This window comes from Enterococcus sp. AZ167, from assembly GCF_051714025.1.
In the GTDB taxonomy this organism is placed as follows: Bacteria; Bacillota; Bacilli; order Lactobacillales; family Enterococcaceae; genus Enterococcus_D; species Enterococcus_D casseliflavus.
This window is the reverse complement of record NZ_JBIORB010000002.1, coordinates 193,747-208,409: the sequence shown is the minus strand read 5'-3', so window position 1 is coordinate 208,409 and position 14,663 is coordinate 193,747. Positions and strand designations below refer to the sequence as shown.

General features: G+C 38.1%; 17 protein-coding genes and 2 pseudogenes. 2 read left to right on the top strand and 17 right to left on the bottom strand.

The features are described 5' to 3' along the window. Window positions 1-35: 35 nt before the first annotated feature. From IGJ05_RS12570 to IGJ05_RS12560, 3 genes are all read right to left on the bottom strand, one after another. Window positions 36-203 (bottom strand): hypothetical protein, encoded by a 168-nt coding sequence (locus IGJ05_RS12570; RefSeq protein ID WP_005234163.1) that lies wholly within the window; start codon window positions 201-203, stop codon window positions 36-38. Continuing rightward, window positions 196-558, bottom strand: coding sequence for a zeta toxin family protein (locus IGJ05_RS12565; protein WP_266167217.1), 363 nt, complete (start codon window positions 556-558; stop codon window positions 196-198). The genes IGJ05_RS12570 and IGJ05_RS12565 overlap by 8 nt, the downstream gene beginning before the upstream one ends. A gap of 102 nt (window positions 559-660) precedes the next feature. After that, window positions 661-1,668: an aldo/keto reductase gene (locus tag IGJ05_RS12560; RefSeq protein ID WP_266167216.1), complete on the bottom strand. Its 1,008-nt coding sequence runs from the start codon at window positions 1,666-1,668 to the stop codon at window positions 661-663. A gap of 253 nt (window positions 1,669-1,921) precedes the next feature. On the opposite strand from IGJ05_RS12560, the gene IGJ05_RS12555 reads away from it, so the two are divergent. Further along, window positions 1,922-2,362 carry a MerR family transcriptional regulator gene (locus tag IGJ05_RS12555; RefSeq protein ID WP_266167215.1) on the top strand — a complete coding sequence of 147 codons (441 nt, stop codon included), beginning with the start codon at window positions 1,922-1,924 and terminating at the stop codon, window positions 2,360-2,362. Window positions 2,363-2,597: 235 nt separating this feature from the next. Here the strand turns inward: IGJ05_RS12555 and IGJ05_RS12550 are convergent, their stop codons facing one another. From IGJ05_RS12550 to IGJ05_RS12535, 4 genes and pseudogenes are all read right to left on the bottom strand, one after another. Then, the gene (locus tag IGJ05_RS12550; protein ID WP_266167214.1) at window positions 2,598-3,800 is read right to left on the bottom strand and encodes a site-specific integrase; all 1,203 of its coding nucleotides are present in this window, start codon (window positions 3,798-3,800) and stop codon (window positions 2,598-2,600) included. A gap of 59 nt (window positions 3,801-3,859) precedes the next feature. Next, the gene (locus IGJ05_RS12545) at window positions 3,860-4,063 is read right to left on the bottom strand and encodes a DUF3173 domain-containing protein (protein WP_002296936.1); all 204 of its coding nucleotides are present in this window, start codon (window positions 4,061-4,063) and stop codon (window positions 3,860-3,862) included. 141 nt (window positions 4,064-4,204) lie between these two features. Beyond that, a pseudogene (locus IGJ05_RS12540) lies at window positions 4,205-4,927 on the bottom strand (replication initiation factor domain-containing protein); the annotation flags it as partial. Between the two features lie 39 nt (window positions 4,928-4,966). After that, window positions 4,967-5,437, bottom strand: coding sequence for a helix-turn-helix domain-containing protein (locus IGJ05_RS12535; protein WP_438725263.1), 471 nt, complete (start codon window positions 5,435-5,437; stop codon window positions 4,967-4,969). Window positions 5,438-5,599: 162 nt separating this feature from the next. Here IGJ05_RS12535 and IGJ05_RS12530 point away from each other — a divergent pair, with 162 nt between their 5' ends. Next, the gene (locus IGJ05_RS12530; RefSeq protein WP_002300745.1) at window positions 5,600-6,412 is read left to right on the top strand and encodes a helix-turn-helix domain-containing protein; all 813 of its coding nucleotides are present in this window, start codon (window positions 5,600-5,602) and stop codon (window positions 6,410-6,412) included. 373 nt (window positions 6,413-6,785) lie between these two features. Here the strand turns inward: IGJ05_RS12530 and IGJ05_RS12525 are convergent, their stop codons facing one another. The 10 genes and pseudogenes from IGJ05_RS12525 to IGJ05_RS12480 all read right to left on the bottom strand — a co-directional run bounded on the left by IGJ05_RS12525 (window position 6,786) and on the right by IGJ05_RS12480 (window position 14,613). Next, entirely contained in the window at window positions 6,786-6,977 is a 192-nt protein-coding gene (locus IGJ05_RS12525) for a hypothetical protein (protein ID WP_002304272.1), read from the bottom strand. 243 nt (window positions 6,978-7,220) lie between these two features. Beyond that, window positions 7,221-7,450, bottom strand: a pseudogene (locus IGJ05_RS12520) (hypothetical protein). Then, window positions 7,434-7,631 carry an accessory gene regulator B family protein gene (locus tag IGJ05_RS12515; RefSeq protein ID WP_071868827.1) on the bottom strand — a complete coding sequence of 66 codons (198 nt, stop codon included), beginning with the start codon at window positions 7,629-7,631 and terminating at the stop codon, window positions 7,434-7,436. The pseudogene IGJ05_RS12520 and the gene IGJ05_RS12515 overlap by 17 nt, the downstream one beginning before the upstream one ends. Window positions 7,632-7,776: 145 nt before the next feature. Beyond that, the gene (locus tag IGJ05_RS12510; protein ID WP_002304270.1) at window positions 7,777-8,655 is read right to left on the bottom strand and encodes an ROK family protein; all 879 of its coding nucleotides are present in this window, start codon (window positions 8,653-8,655) and stop codon (window positions 7,777-7,779) included. A 38-nt stretch (window positions 8,656-8,693) separates the two neighbouring features. Then, on the bottom strand, window positions 8,694-9,812 hold the full coding sequence (locus IGJ05_RS12505) for a glycoside hydrolase family 172 protein (protein ID WP_002287020.1): 1,119 nt from the start codon (window positions 9,810-9,812) through the stop codon (window positions 8,694-8,696). After that, window positions 9,809-11,908, bottom strand: coding sequence for a glycoside hydrolase (locus IGJ05_RS12500; RefSeq protein ID WP_266167212.1), 2,100 nt, complete (start codon window positions 11,906-11,908; stop codon window positions 9,809-9,811). The genes IGJ05_RS12505 and IGJ05_RS12500 overlap by 4 nt, the downstream gene beginning before the upstream one ends. 50 nt (window positions 11,909-11,958) lie before the next feature. Beyond that, entirely contained in the window at window positions 11,959-12,780 is an 822-nt protein-coding gene (locus IGJ05_RS12495) for a PTS system mannose/fructose/sorbose family transporter subunit IID (protein WP_438725262.1), read from the bottom strand. Further along, entirely contained in the window at window positions 12,777-13,586 is an 810-nt protein-coding gene (locus IGJ05_RS12490; protein WP_002287024.1) for a PTS sugar transporter subunit IIC, read from the bottom strand. The genes IGJ05_RS12495 and IGJ05_RS12490 overlap by 4 nt, the downstream gene beginning before the upstream one ends. Before the next feature lie 20 nt (window positions 13,587-13,606). Further along, window positions 13,607-14,101 carry a PTS sugar transporter subunit IIB gene (locus tag IGJ05_RS12485; protein ID WP_002287026.1) on the bottom strand — a complete coding sequence of 165 codons (495 nt, stop codon included), beginning with the start codon at window positions 14,099-14,101 and terminating at the stop codon, window positions 13,607-13,609. A gap of 11 nt (window positions 14,102-14,112) precedes the next feature. After that, complete coding sequence (locus IGJ05_RS12480; protein ID WP_256664972.1) at window positions 14,113-14,613, bottom strand: PTS sugar transporter subunit IIA; 501 nt, start codon at window positions 14,611-14,613, stop codon at window positions 14,113-14,115. Between the last annotated feature and the right edge of the window lie 50 nt (window positions 14,614-14,663).

The window sequence follows — 14,663 nt, the reverse complement described above, 5'->3', positions numbered from 1 at the left end:
CATTCTTAAGATACCTAAATTTTTTCATTATCCGCTTATTCTTCTTTCTCTAAACCAACAAGCACTCGCTGTTTACGGTTCGATTCTTCTGCAACAAAGTTTAAAACTGTTTTCAATTCGCTAGGCGTTGCCTTTTTCTGTAAGATCGAGAAGTTTCGATGATATTTTATCATAATTGTTTCTACTTTTTCTTTCTCAGTCATTGAGCTTCTCCTCCAATTCTTCCTTTGTGTATGTTAATGGCAAAGCGAACGATACATTGTCAACTGCCATCAACGTATGAGAATGGCGATTTTGAAAATCTTTTATAAAAATATTAACGGTCACATTTTCTTTATACAATTCCTTCATTTTAATCAAGTTATATCTTGATTGAAAAAAAGCAGTTATAAAATGTTCTTTAGGAACAAAGCGTCCTTCTATTTTTTCACGTTGCTTCGTATAATTCCAAGCAATAAAAGGATCTTGATAGATATAATAGATAAGCACATCATAATTCTTTTTTAAGCATCCCGCAATATTTTGATCAGCTTTTTTAGGGGGTAAAGCAAAAATCATTTATTGTGAAAAGTAAGAGGGAAAAAAGCTTTCTGTTAGTGAACTAGAAGCAAAAACAGACTACATTTGTCATGCAGTCTGCTTTTCCAGCTTTTTCTTTTTTTAGTGTTTTTCCCAGTGTTTTCCGAAAGATTGTTGTTGTGATTCGACATGTCCTCGATGGCCATATACAGGTATTTGATTCAATTGGTTTTCAATTGCTTGGAACTCGGTATCTGTAAGACGTACATCCCAAGCAGCTAGATTTTCTAAAATCCTACCTAGATTTTTGGATCCAGGAATCGGCACCGCATTTGGGTACTTGTGAAGCATCCATGCCAAAGAGATTTGGGCGTTTGTTGCCTGCTTTTCTTTCGCGACTTCTGCTAGCATATTCAAAATCGGTTGATTGGCTATGAGGTTTTCTTTAGCCAGCTGAGGGACGAATTTGCGAACATCATCTCCTTCAAAAGGTGTATCTGGTGTGACTTTTCCTGATAAAAACCCACTAGCAATTGGTGAAAAAGGAACGACTGCAATCTCGTTTTCAAGACAATAAGGGAAAATCTCTTGCTCACAATCACGTTCAACCATCGAATAGAGGTTTTGCACAGCACCAACGGGGGTAATCCGCTGTGCTTCAGCAAGTGTCTCCACGGAAACTTGTGAGAGTCCCCATTCTCTGATCATACCTTCTTTGATCAATCGTCCCATCACTTCAGCTATTTCTTCTATAGAAATCTGTTCATTGATTCGATGAAGGTAATAGAGGTCAACATAATCGGTGCGCAATTTTTCCATTGAAGCAATCAAATGGTTACGGATCGCTGTATAGAGAGTTCTATTTTCATTCACTTCTTTTTCATCGAGATGATACTTGGTGGCAAGAACAACATTATTTCGAAAAGGCGACAATGCTTTGCCCACCAACTCCTCATTATGTCCGGGATAAAACATTTCTTTTCCATAAGCTTCTGCTGTATCAAAAAATGTACAGCCAAATTCGTAAGCCTTACGAATGGATGCAATACTCTCTTTTTCTTCTGGCACCTTTCCATACCCGTGAGAAAAACCCATGCACCCAATTCCAATTGGTGAGACTTCTAAACTTCTGATTTTTCTATTCTTCATATTACAATTCCCTCCTTCATCGATACTTTGTGTGCTCGCTAAGCTAGCTAAACTTTAGCATCTTCGAGTCACTCGAAGTCAAGGAGTTTCTAACAATCATTTTCTTCCACCTTTTTGTCTTTTTGAGACTCTCAAATAGGAAGCTGCTTTTCTCCACAAAATTATGTGTGCTATAATACGCGATATAAAAAGAAAATGATCTACAACAGTTTTTACTAATACGTTCAAACGACTTGCTTGACTACAGAAAATTATGAAAGGCGTGACCATCATTTACTCTATCAAAGAAACAGCCACGATCACTGAATTGTCTGAACACACGATTCGCTATTATACCGATATGGGTTTGGTTCCTAGTTTGATCAGGGACAAAAACAATAGACGGGTTTTTAACCAGACTTTCATCAATTGGTTAACTGGTATCAAGAATTTGCGTGAAACAGGCATGTCTTTAGAAGCCATTAAGCATTATATTTCGCTTTGTCTCCTCGGCGATTCGACGATCAAAGAAAGAGCCGACATCATTCAAGCGCAAAAAGAAAAAGCGCTCGTTAAACTTGCAGAAGCGCAAAAACGAGTCGCTTATTTAGAAAAGAAAAGTAATACCTATCAAGAGCTTATCAACCAGAAAATAGCTTCTAACGATCCATTGAATCCGGCAACTTGGGATGAGGAAGTAGTGGTTGGTGAATAGAATTTTAATGAAGATATTTTACCAATAATTTGGATCAATCTCCCATTGATTCTTTGATAATTACATTCGTATAGTGCTGAAATAGACTGTTCATTACAAAAACTGCCATTAAACAGGATACATTCCCTGCTTAATGGCAGTTTGTTTATTTCCGATACATCTTCAACAGGAGCAATTCGACTGAAAACACTGGTGCAAAAGCATTTATTTGTCTTATGGTAGAACCGTGGAAAACTCAGACTGGTAATAAATTGTCATTTTTTGAAAGAATAGCGCCCTCTTGAACATTATCAATCGCACTTACCACTTGTTGATCTGACTTTGCATATAAGTGACCGTAAGTTCCTAAAGTGATTTGAATATTCGCATGGCCCAATCGTTCTTGAATAGATAGCGGTTGAATATTCTGCTCAATTAGAAATGCAACATGAGAATGTCGTAGCGCGTGAAGCTTAATCGGTTTGACACCCGCTTTTTTAGCAGCTTCTTTTAACCAGTTCGCAAAAGAATAAGGTGGCGTAAATGTTCCGTCCAACTGAGCAACATATTCAAAATTTCCAATACGTTTTTGCAAGTCATACCACTGTCTGAGTTTTAAGGAAAGCTTCTTCCCCAACCCAATCGTTCGATAAGCACATTTAGTTTTGGGAGTCGAAAAGTACCAATCATCTTTTGTATTATAAATCAATGTCTTCTCAATCGTTATCGTGTTTTTCTCAAAATCTACATTCGACCAAGACAAAGCTTCAAGTTCTCCAATCCGAATGACAGTATAAAAGAGCATTTCATACACAATCTTCCGATGGTGGGTTTGAATCTTATCATCCTTCAATTCATTCATCACTTTTTGAAACTCACTGTGTTCCCAAAACTCAACTTTCTTATTCTCAGAAGGAAGCGAAGAAACATCTTCAACGGGATTTTTAGCAATCACCCCCTCTTTAACAGCCCGATCCAATACAATTTTTAGGTGCCCTCGAATCCGATTGATATAAGATTTTGATAACGTTTCGCCATTAACTTTTTTCCGTGAATTACGTGACTCTGTCTGGCTTAGTTCAAATAACCAATCCTCAATATCGTGACTTGTAATATCTCGAACACGAAAATGATAGAAAAACTGCATACGCTTTTCGAAAATGAATTGCGCATTCTCATATGTTTGACTTTTGACCTGTCTCTCGTACCATTTTACAAACCTATCCTTGTAAAACTCTTCGAAAGTCATTTGATTGGTAGAACACAGTTGATTAGGAATTGTCTTGTTAAAATCATGTGTTTCCATGTACTTGTCATAAGCAATTTTGGCATCTTTTTGTGAAGCATAACCTCGTTTAGTCTTCTGAACCTTTCTTCCATTTTCATCTATACCTAGATATGCTCGGAAGAACCATTTTTTTGTCTTTTTATCTTGGTAAATATTTTTAATTTTTGGCATCGTTCCATTCCTCCCTGTACTTGAGAAAAGCTACTTTAATAGTACCGCGCTTGTACTGTTTATTCCGCAACTTGAATGTGAAAAAGATGTTCAATTACTCGGGATGGCACCACACCAACTTGGCGATTATTATAAAAATCAATACCTTCAATCCTTGCAAGATATGCCTTGCTCTCTTTAATCATTCGTGCAGCTTGACTAGGTTTAAAGCCCATCTCTATCAAAATTGCACGATTTACCATGAAATCACATTTTGTTTCCATTCTCTCACCTCCTGATTCTTTACTCCTTTTAAAATAATCCTCTTTATAATCTATTGTTTCTCATTCGATGGTTGTGTTATACTCGTCTTGTCGAGGCGGAGTACGTTGCACAACTTGTTGTGTAAGCAGTACTTTGCTTTTTTAGTAGCTTGTTTTCTCATTTGATATACTTTGTAATTTTCGTTCATAATACTCAACCTCCTCCTGATAATACTCCGGGTCTGCCTTCATATTTTGGAGAAGTTTGATCTGTCTTGGATTCATTTCTCCTTGTTCAATAATCAAAGGCAACAAGGAAGAATGAAACGTTTGATCGACCTGTGCAATAAAAACTAATGATGGTGAAACACCATGAATTAACCAACTCATAGTTTTCTCAAAACTTTGAGGAATTGTATCTAAAGAAATGGTGATTGCGCCATAATTGCTAATAAAGGCTGCCCATTTGGCATCAACTTTTGCACCTAGATCATTTGGATCACGGTCATAAAAACAAATTGCTCCATTAAGTAACTCAAAGAACAGTTTGGTTAAATCATGGGTTTTTGAAATAATCTTTGCCAAGCTTTGCGCTTTCTCTTTTCGATACCGTAGTTCAAAGCGATTCTTTACTTTTGCCTCTTCTAAAGGAATTCCTCGTCGCTTCCGTTGTTCATGGTCCTTCTGATAAAAGCAAAAACGACACTGACTCTTCTTTGAGCCTAAATACAAGGTCTCACCATTTGATTCATTGTTTATGATATCCGTACCGCCATGAGATTCATTCACTTGAAAAGTGGTCCACACATGGCCTAGTATTACCTTATGCTTAAGTTCTGGAATGCTGAGACTCCCCACAAAATCATCTAAAGTAAAATCAATCCGTGTAAAGTTCCCCTGATAATCTAATACCTTACGAAAAAACTATTGCCAATTTGTTTTTCGTGTTTTTAGCCATCTTGCTAAGTGTTTACAGCCTTGACCTGAAAACTCCATCACAGTTCCTTTAACCGCATCGTCAATGGAATACCGAATCGTGATTACTTGATTCCACACGTATTGGCCAATATAGCCCTTTGGCGCATAATCCAGTTCCTCAAAACGTTCAATGGGCATTTCAATAATCTCTTCAATTAGCTTTAAATGTTGATTCGAGAAAAAGTGAATGGTTAGATAATCAATCAAAACACGGTTAACTGGAACGACCTCTTCTTGCAAACTATCCAACACAAGATTCAATTTTTCTTCACTTAATTGTCTCGTTCCTTTTTCTACTTTCGATAATAACGATCTCGAAATCCCCACTTTTTCTGCTAAATATCGTTGTGTCCACCCCCTTTCTTCTCGAGAAACTCGAATGGCTTCACCGAGATCATGTTGATTAACTTGGTTCATAGACAAACCTCCTTCTGCTATTTACTTGTCAAAGAACCTATTGAACTTATTTTAAGTACATTTTTATTGTACGCCTGTATTTATTTTAAGTCAATATGTTTTGACTTTTTTTAAGTACACACGTATACTAAATTTAAGAACTTATCCTGAGGAGGAGTTTTCATGGAGATAGACAAGCAAGCAGTCGGCAATCGAATTCGGCAGATTCGCCAAGAATTAAAGTTGAGTATGGAGAAATTTGGCAAACTAATTGGTGATTTACCGCGAAGTACAGTCAATAACTGGGAACGTGGGATCAACCTTCCAAAAACCGAAACCCTTCACCAAATCGCAGAGATAGGTCATGTCACCAATGAATATCTTTTGTATGGTGATCAAGAGAATCAATACATTTTAGAAATGCTCCAAAAAAAGGCAGGTAAGCTTGATCCTAAGATTGAAGGTCTCATAGTAGACGAAATCAAACACGCTGACCTTGTTAGTGAAAAAGAAATGGATCGAATGATTGAATTTTTTATTACAAATCTCATTCCACCAACTGAACAAGACCAGTTTACTTTCCAATGTATCGATGAAAAAAAGCAGCTTTATCTTGGTTCAACTAATTTTGGTAAGGAAGCCCAGCTCTATTTGCAACATGATAATCAAAATCATATTCTGCACATGATGCCCTTTACCTTCTCCAACTTTAGTGTGGATCGCATACTCGTCTATTTAGCAAATCAAGAATCCTATTCCTATTTTGGGAAACATTTACCCAAGGAACTAGGTGAGAAAGCCATCCTTCTATACTCAATTAATCAATTGACCAGCGATGTGCGAATTGCCCCGTTGGTCTATTCAGAAGAAACCGCTTCTTATCAGTACACAGAGGACAATCAATATCTACTAGAACAGCAATATCTTTATCTACCATTCGTGATGGAAGTCGAGAAAGAACGCCTGTTAAATGCAGCGTATCCATCATCAAAATGAGGTGACAAGATTGATAAGCACGTGACAAAGAAAATACTGCTAGGACACTCCCCAATGGGTAGTTGTCACAGTTTCCTGTTCTTTGTTAGCCCCCTGTTAGAACCGGGGGCTTTATTCCTGCAGTCCGGCTACGCCTTCCTGCAATAGACAAAACTCCAGATCGGGTAATTCGCTTGTGGCGAAACCCGACCTGGAGTTTGTCTCTGTATTTTGAACCCTAAAAATTAATCAAACAGACTGATATTCTCATAATCAGCGCGAAATAAGCCATTAAGTACAGTTTTCCTACCTATTTTTGATAACCCGCTGGTTAGTTAATATTCCTTTTCCGAGAGGGATAAATGATTGGTTAAATCTATATACATCTCAACCTTTAAAAATGTTTTCGAAATACTTCATCAGTACATGTCATACAAATTACCAGTGCATTCTCAAATTCTAGTTCTTTAATTGATTTCAGTTGAGGAGCAGTTACTTTTGGCGGAAATTTCCATTTTTGTCCAAACCTCTTCCCCCGATGAAATTTCTTTGTTGCAATTATTGCAATGAAAAATTTTTGTTTCAAAAATATACATAATTACTTCCTCCAATAAAAACTATCTACCTCTCAAATTATTTTTCTCTAATAAGAAAAACAGAAAAGGTAATAAGATACAACAGTGATGATTCCTAATAAAGAAAAGACTACAATAATATTTTTCTAACTTATCGCCTTCAAAGAAATAGTTTCTTATTTTTCACTAAAATAAAAAATTTATTGCAAAAAAATAGAAGTGACAAAATTATCAATCATTTCAAGGTAATATAACTACCTGAGTTTATTATCGATTAAAATGCTAACTACATTTGCAAGAGAAGCGAGAGTTAAAGGTAAATATAGAATTTCTACTTTTTTAGCAATAGAAATAGGAATAAAATATTTAAAATGTATAGAAACTTTCTTTTTTTTCTTGCTATCTTTTTATAATCACAACTCTCGATAATAGAATTACGATTTATTTTATACGGCTGAAAAAATCTATCACCAAAAAAATTCAAACATTAAGCCAAGGATTATGAAGTCAACATTTCGAAAAATGAACATACATTGGTAAGCAACTATAACTATTACCACAGACATAAAGTAACACAATATATTACTATTTAAGTGTACGCCACCAGTGAATATCCTCAAGGTATACAGCGCACAACAAAAAGAAAAAAGGAAACGCAGAAGCATTTCCTTTCAGTGATTTAATGAAAACAACACGATTTGACTTAGAGCCTTTTTATTTGAATTCATTTTCGCTTTATCCAACTTCATTTGATCATTTGATTACTCGGTTAAATACTTTTGACATGAGTATCAATGAAACATTCATTAATTATGGTTGCTTATTTCTTACCGCTTTTCTGGCCAATGCTAATCCGCCGATTATTCCGGCATTATCACCTAATTCGGGCGTAATAATGTAGCTATCAATTGGTGGTATTTCAACATATCCATTTATAAGCTCAACAAATTTATCCTGAACTTTTTTCTTCATGTGTTCTTGTTTCATTACACCACCGCCAAAAATAATTCTATCTGGCGAAAACATCAGTGTTGTATTGTATGCACATTGGGCAAGGTAAAAGGCTTCAATCTGCCAAAACGAATCGTCAGCCAATAAATTCTGGCCTTTTACACCCAACCGTTTTTCAATCGCTGGTCCTGCTGCCATCCCCTCTAAACAATCTTGGTGGAAGGGACAGTTTCCTGAAAAATTGTCCTTTGGATGTCGCTTGATCAACATATGCCCCATTTCCGGATGACTGAACCCTTCCACGAAAGTCCCATTGAACAAGGCACCACCTCCGATACCTGTTCCCACAGTGAAGTATGCAACACCTGCTAACCCTTTGCCAGAACCAGCAACATATTCACCATAGCAAGCCGCATTGACATCTGTTGTCCATTCAATCGGAATATTGAAATATTGCTTTAGCGTTCCTACAAAATTGAAATTTTGCCAAGCAAGTTTTGGTGTTGATGTGATATGACCGAAACTCGTTGATTTGCATTGAATATCAATTGGACCAAAGCAGCCGACCCCGATGCCTGCCAATTGTTCCTTAAAAGGTTTAAAAAAATCAATGACCTGCTTCATTGTTTCAACTGGAGTTGTTGTGGGAAAACTGACTCTTTCCAAAATCGTTAATTCCTCAGTACCGACTGCACAGACAAATTTAGTCCCTCCAGCTTCAATTGCCCCATATATCATCATAGGTTCCTCCCTTCGAATATGTGAAAAACACTTCATTAACGCGGCAAGCGTTCTCGATCAGTGAAATGACGTTTAGTATTTCCTGAAGCTTCTGTTGAATACCAGTAAGCGACACTAGCAACATCGTCTTGCCGCTCAAATAAGCGAACATCATCGTTGCCGATTTGTTGTAAAGTGACCGATAAATCTTCGGTAAAACAGATGGGGTCTTGAAGATGCCAACGATAAAGACCATGTCGTGGCATTGCGTCGTCACCAAAGGCATGAACGGCATTCAATTTTCCCGTTTCAAAACGATCTCTTGTGGCATCTCTATTTGATTGGTAAGGATACCCTAAAAAGGCTGTTGAATAGTTTTTCGCATGTGGACGTCCGAACTCATCGTACTCATGAAAGGCCCACGCCCCGCCAAAATAATCTTCTGAACCTGTTGAGGTTACGGTCGGATACTCACTATCCCCATCAATGTAGAATTTAAACTCGCCTTCGCCCCACCAATAACGTTCTAGGCAGGTAAGCGCAAGGTAAGTACCCACGTAATAGCCTTGACCCTTTAATCGATCAATTAACTTATAATCCTCCTGTAATTTGGTAATGCGTTCCCGATGCCAATTTGCGTGAAAATATAGGCTATTTTCTTCCAATTCGTCCACCAAAGCGTAATTTATCGTATAAAAAAATGAGGACATATCCTTCGGATGTAAATTCTCGATCGTAATTTTAGCGGATGTTTGGAAAGGCATTTCGAAATAGGAATTAAAGCCCCCTGTAGGATTAACCACTATCGGCAACGAGTTCACCTCGCAACGCTCTCCAAACCCATTACAAAAGAAATCCCCTAAAGGACTTTCAACAGCAGGGCTATCCGACCCATCCCAATAAATTCTTAAGATTAAATCACGTAAAACAAAACTGCCAAATTCTGTTCGATCACGAATCGTCATCCACATATGACGAATTATTCCCGTTCCAGTAATATCCGCAATCACAGTTTCTTCACCAGAAGTCAGCGGAATTGCGCCACGACCTTTGCGGCTTGGTCCTAGCTCGCTTGGCAACATCGCAGCTTTACCTTTCTCGCCTGTTGGATTTTCGGGAGTGATTGCTCGACTCTGGATTTTTTTAAATTGGGTAATATTTTTTAGTATACTCATCTTTTTCTCCTTTGAATGTGAATCGTTTTTCCCTTTTCTACGTGAAGAATTTTTTTCGTATCACTTATTTTCAATGGCTTTTCTGACAAATTTGAAATACTCAACTCGGATTGCATACATTCAATCGAAATGAAGGCTTGACCGAACTTCAAATTCTTCCAAGAAAACGTTAAATTATCAACAGGATCAATTTGCAATACTCCTTTTTTGAATTTCAATCCGAAATATTGACTGATCATTAGGCTGACAAAAAGACCCGATGCCCAGCCGCATTTGCCGCAGCCAAAGTCTCGCACGACTTCTCCTTGTTGAGCCTCTAAGCGATACGGCCACCACCACCACGAACCGTCTAAATCTGCCAAACAAATTAGTTCTTCTAATCGGGTTACGAAAGCTTGAGGGTTGTGCAGCTCGCTCATTAAAACAGTGATAAAGCCAGGAAAAGTGGCGCCGGATTCTAATCCCCAAGTGATGCCTTTGATTTCCTCGCTATAGGTTGGATTGAAAGAACTAGCAGAAAAGGCCATGGTGTTCTGATATAAATGATCTTTATTATCTAAAAATTGATAAAAAGGCATCAACGTAGTGTCTGATTCTTCTCCATCATGCATCAATAAATTAATTTTTCCATCCACAATCACATCACTTAAAAAGATTAACCCTTGCTCAAGAATCGGTTTTTGATAGTGCTTCACTGAATAGGTTGTTTTCTCCTCATCACCGATTCCCTCCAAAAATTGCTCACCAAAAGGACCATCGATAGTCATTTGTTTACAAATTGATTCCTTTAGTTTACAGGCAATGTTTTTGTATCGCTTGCTAAGACTCAGTTGTTCTAGGGCTTCAAAAATTTCTGCAAGTCCAATACAGGCCTTCCAAAGACAAAGATTGCTGCCGGTATGATACTTTCCAAGTGCAAAGGCGTCTGATAACCAAACAGATGGAAAAAGCATTGGTTCCCCTGACCGACGTTGAGCTAATATGTCCTCAATAATTCTTGAAGCATTCAGTAGAACCTGCGGACACCGCTCAAAGAATTTTGTATCCCCAGTATGTTCAAAATAAAGACTAGCCAGTAACGCACTGGATAACGAATTACTCAGAGAATGATTGATACCTCCTGTAAATTTTGAACCAGGAAACTTAACGCCATATTGATCAAACCACAGAACCGTTTTTTGACATAACTCCGGTTCAAACATGGTGAATGGCAATGATGCGTAATACATATCCTTATTCCAAATTCGATTAGTAGCAGGATAGCTGCCCCAATTGCTGCCGACGACCTGTCCCTGTCGATTCATACCGAAACTAGAAAAGCTTTGATAAAGTGCACGACGATAGAGATGGACAACTCTATCGTTTGGCATTGACAGCTGCCCAAATAGCTGAGCAAAATAGTTCAATGTTTCCTTCAGCCATTTTTCGATATCAGATTCCTGAAAAGTCATTACTTCTTCAAAAGCATTTGGGTCCACAAAAGCAATGGCGAAGCTTGCCACTTCCTGTTGTGCGATCGTGTCCTTATTTCCTTTTTGAGAAATCAACACATTTTGCTGATCCGAATACTTCTCTTGATACGAAGGCACATCTTTCACTGAAACTTGAAGGCTTTCGTGTGTTTCATTCACAATGTAAACCTGTTGAACAAGCATACTTAAACGCTTATTAGCCAGTATGGGAGCAAAGGATACTACAATGACCTTAAACGTCGAATAATGATGAATATATCTAGGCAAACAGTCTTGAATCACATCGACTTCAATACGATGATCCGATTCTGACAAATGGTAGACAATCCCGTTTACTTCAACCTTTAAGGATAACGAATTGGTTTGAGAGAGCTGTTTATTGACCCAAACACCTGGTTTTTCCTCAGTTAGTAAATTTTCTCGATAAAAGGTCAACGTTTGAATCGTCCCGCAAACATCAAGGTTTGCTAATGTCTTTTGATTACTTACATCGAAGGTCAATCCCTTTACATCAGGAATATTCCGATAGTAGCTGTATTCGTTTGAAGTAGTCACATTTCCGTCGTTTAACTCAGCATTAAAAAATAGATGTTTGGGTGAATAAATTACTTCATTAATAGTCATCTTTTCCCTCCTTGCTAAAAAAACTGCAGCCTAGTAGCTGCAGCTTCCTACTATGCGATTCCAAGTAATGACAATAAAATTCCCAAGACGACCATTCCAAAAATAATTTTGATGACGCCGACTTTTTTATCTAGTAATTTGAAACAGCCCAATGTTACCAATAACGGTACAATTCCTTTAAAAATACTATCGAGGATTTCTTGGACATTCATTAGTTCTTCGCCCTTCATTGAAAAGCTCAAAACGGTATTGAATTTGACCACACTGATCGTCATTGCACCTACCATGATCAGACCCAAGATACTAGCAGCTTTTGTCAGAATTTCAATTAACCCGTTCGCATACAGCTTTTCAATATATTTAGAGCCTAATGAATAGCCTAAAACGCCGCCATAGTATCGCATCAAGTAATTAGGTATATTGAACATAACTAAAAAGATAATTGGTGCCAAAATATTTCCGGCATTGGCTAAGTTGATCGCTAGTCCCGCGGTAACGACACGCCAAACTCCCCAGAACAATGAATCGCCAATTCCAGCCAATGGTCCCATCAAACTCGTTTTGATCGCGTTGATACTTTCCACGTCAAAACCAGCTTTTTCAGAATTTTCCTTCTCCATCGATGCCGCAATCCCCATGACAAAGGACGCGCAAGGAATGGTCGTCGAAAAATACTGTGTATGACGTTCCAGCGCCGCAGCTCGCTCTTCTTCACTTTTGTAGAAATGATTAATGAAGGGCATCATAGAATAGGCGAAACCACCGCCGCCCATCGTCACCGGATTCACCGAAGCATACATGGTCATCGAGCGCCAAAACATCTTCCGAACCAATTTTTTCTCATCTTTAGAAATTCCATCAGCAAATTTCATTGAAAGAAATCCTCCTCTTCTTGGTCAAGCGTTGCATTTACAGCAGCATCGCTTTGAACTGCATGAACAGATATATTTTTTAGTTGTAGATCTCTTTGGGCTATAACAATTGCAATAATCGTTCCAACTGCGGCAATTGCAATCAATGGTAACTCGAGATACGCCATAACAACGGCCCCAAAGAAAAACCACACAGCAATATTTTTACTCCAAAGCATCCGTAACAGCATCGCCATCCCAACTGCCGGCAGCAGATTTCCAGCGACTGTTAATCCGTTCATGATGACCTCTGGAATATTATCCAAGACGCTTTTGACAACATCTGCTCCAAATAAAACGGCAAAGAATGGAATAAGAGCATAAAGCGCATAGTGGACAAACCACATAAAGAAGTGCAGATTGATGATTCCTTTTTGATCACCAGATTTTGCAAATTTGAAAAATTTAGCAGCCATCGGTCCACATACAAAAGAAAAAATCATATTCATCAACTGTAATCCTAATACTGCTAGTGGAAAGACAATGGGAATAATCGCATCCACGTTTCCTCCCATTTTGATTGCGAACGCTGTAGCCAGCCCAGCAGCCAAAGAAGGCTCCGCCGTACTAGAGATTCCGATATTGACGACACCCATAAAGATGGCTTCTAGTGACGCCCCGACAATCAACCCCGTCTGCAAATCCCCCATCAACGCTCCTGCTAACGGAGCAACAACAATCGGACGACTCAGCATGGACATCCCGAACATTTCATGTCCAGCAACTCCAATAAAAACGGCCAAAGCGACTACAAATGCATCATACATAATTTTTCTCCTTCCTTTTTCTAAAAATCACTCAAAATAGAGATAGCTGAACGTTTTTCCATCGCCGGTGTAGGCTGAAAAACGGTATCTGGATAAAGTTCAACTAATTCTTTTAAGTCTTGAATTTCTGACGTCGTTAACATCACTTCCTTTGATAAGGTTTTCTTATCTTCCGATGGCGGTGTCATTTTCCCAGCATTCCCCACGTTCATTAATTCGATTTCCGTTGGGAAAGCTTTCGCAACTTTTACCGCATCTTTGACATTAGGGACTAAAACCATCAAGCGCATGTCCTTCGCCCGCGGATCTTTTAACAAATGAATCGCGTCATCAACTGTTTTAATAATGACTTTGACATTCGATGGTGCAGCCATCTTCAATGTCATCTTTTGAATATCGTTGGTAGCCGCCTCATCGCTTGCTACTACTAACCCGGTTAAATTTAGACTCTTTGTCCAAGTCATCGCTACTTGTCCATGAATTAATCGTTCATCAATTCGCACTGCTTTAATCATTTTTCTTCCTCCTAAAAAAAATCTTCCTCTTCATTTACTACATGTACCTCATCAAGAATGGTCATCTTTAATTCCTGTTGGCATTTATTTACCAGTTCCTGAATATCCTCCTTTGTTAATTCCTTGGTTGCCAATACTATTTCGAGCAGAATTGGCAGATTAAAGCCAGACAAAATAGTTACAGCAATCTCTTTCTCCAAAAATGTTTTGGTAATCTTCTGATTGACACTTCCGCCAAATAAATCGGTAAAAACAAAAATCTGATCCTGCTCGTTCACCTGGTTTACAAATACATTCAACTCCTGTTCAAAATCACACTCATCCACATAAGCATTAATCACCGTAATCTCTTGAACCTTCCCCGTCAGTAATTGAATACTGCTAAGAAAGCCTGAAGCTAAGTGACCGTGAGTCGCTATTAGAATTTTCTTCATATGGTTAATTCCTTTCTTTCTGTTCACTTTTATATAAGCAATTCCTGTGCCAACTTTTAAAAACATTGGTTTAATCACGTTAATTCACATTAAAAAAAGTGTCTAACCTAAAAAAAACAGATTAGACA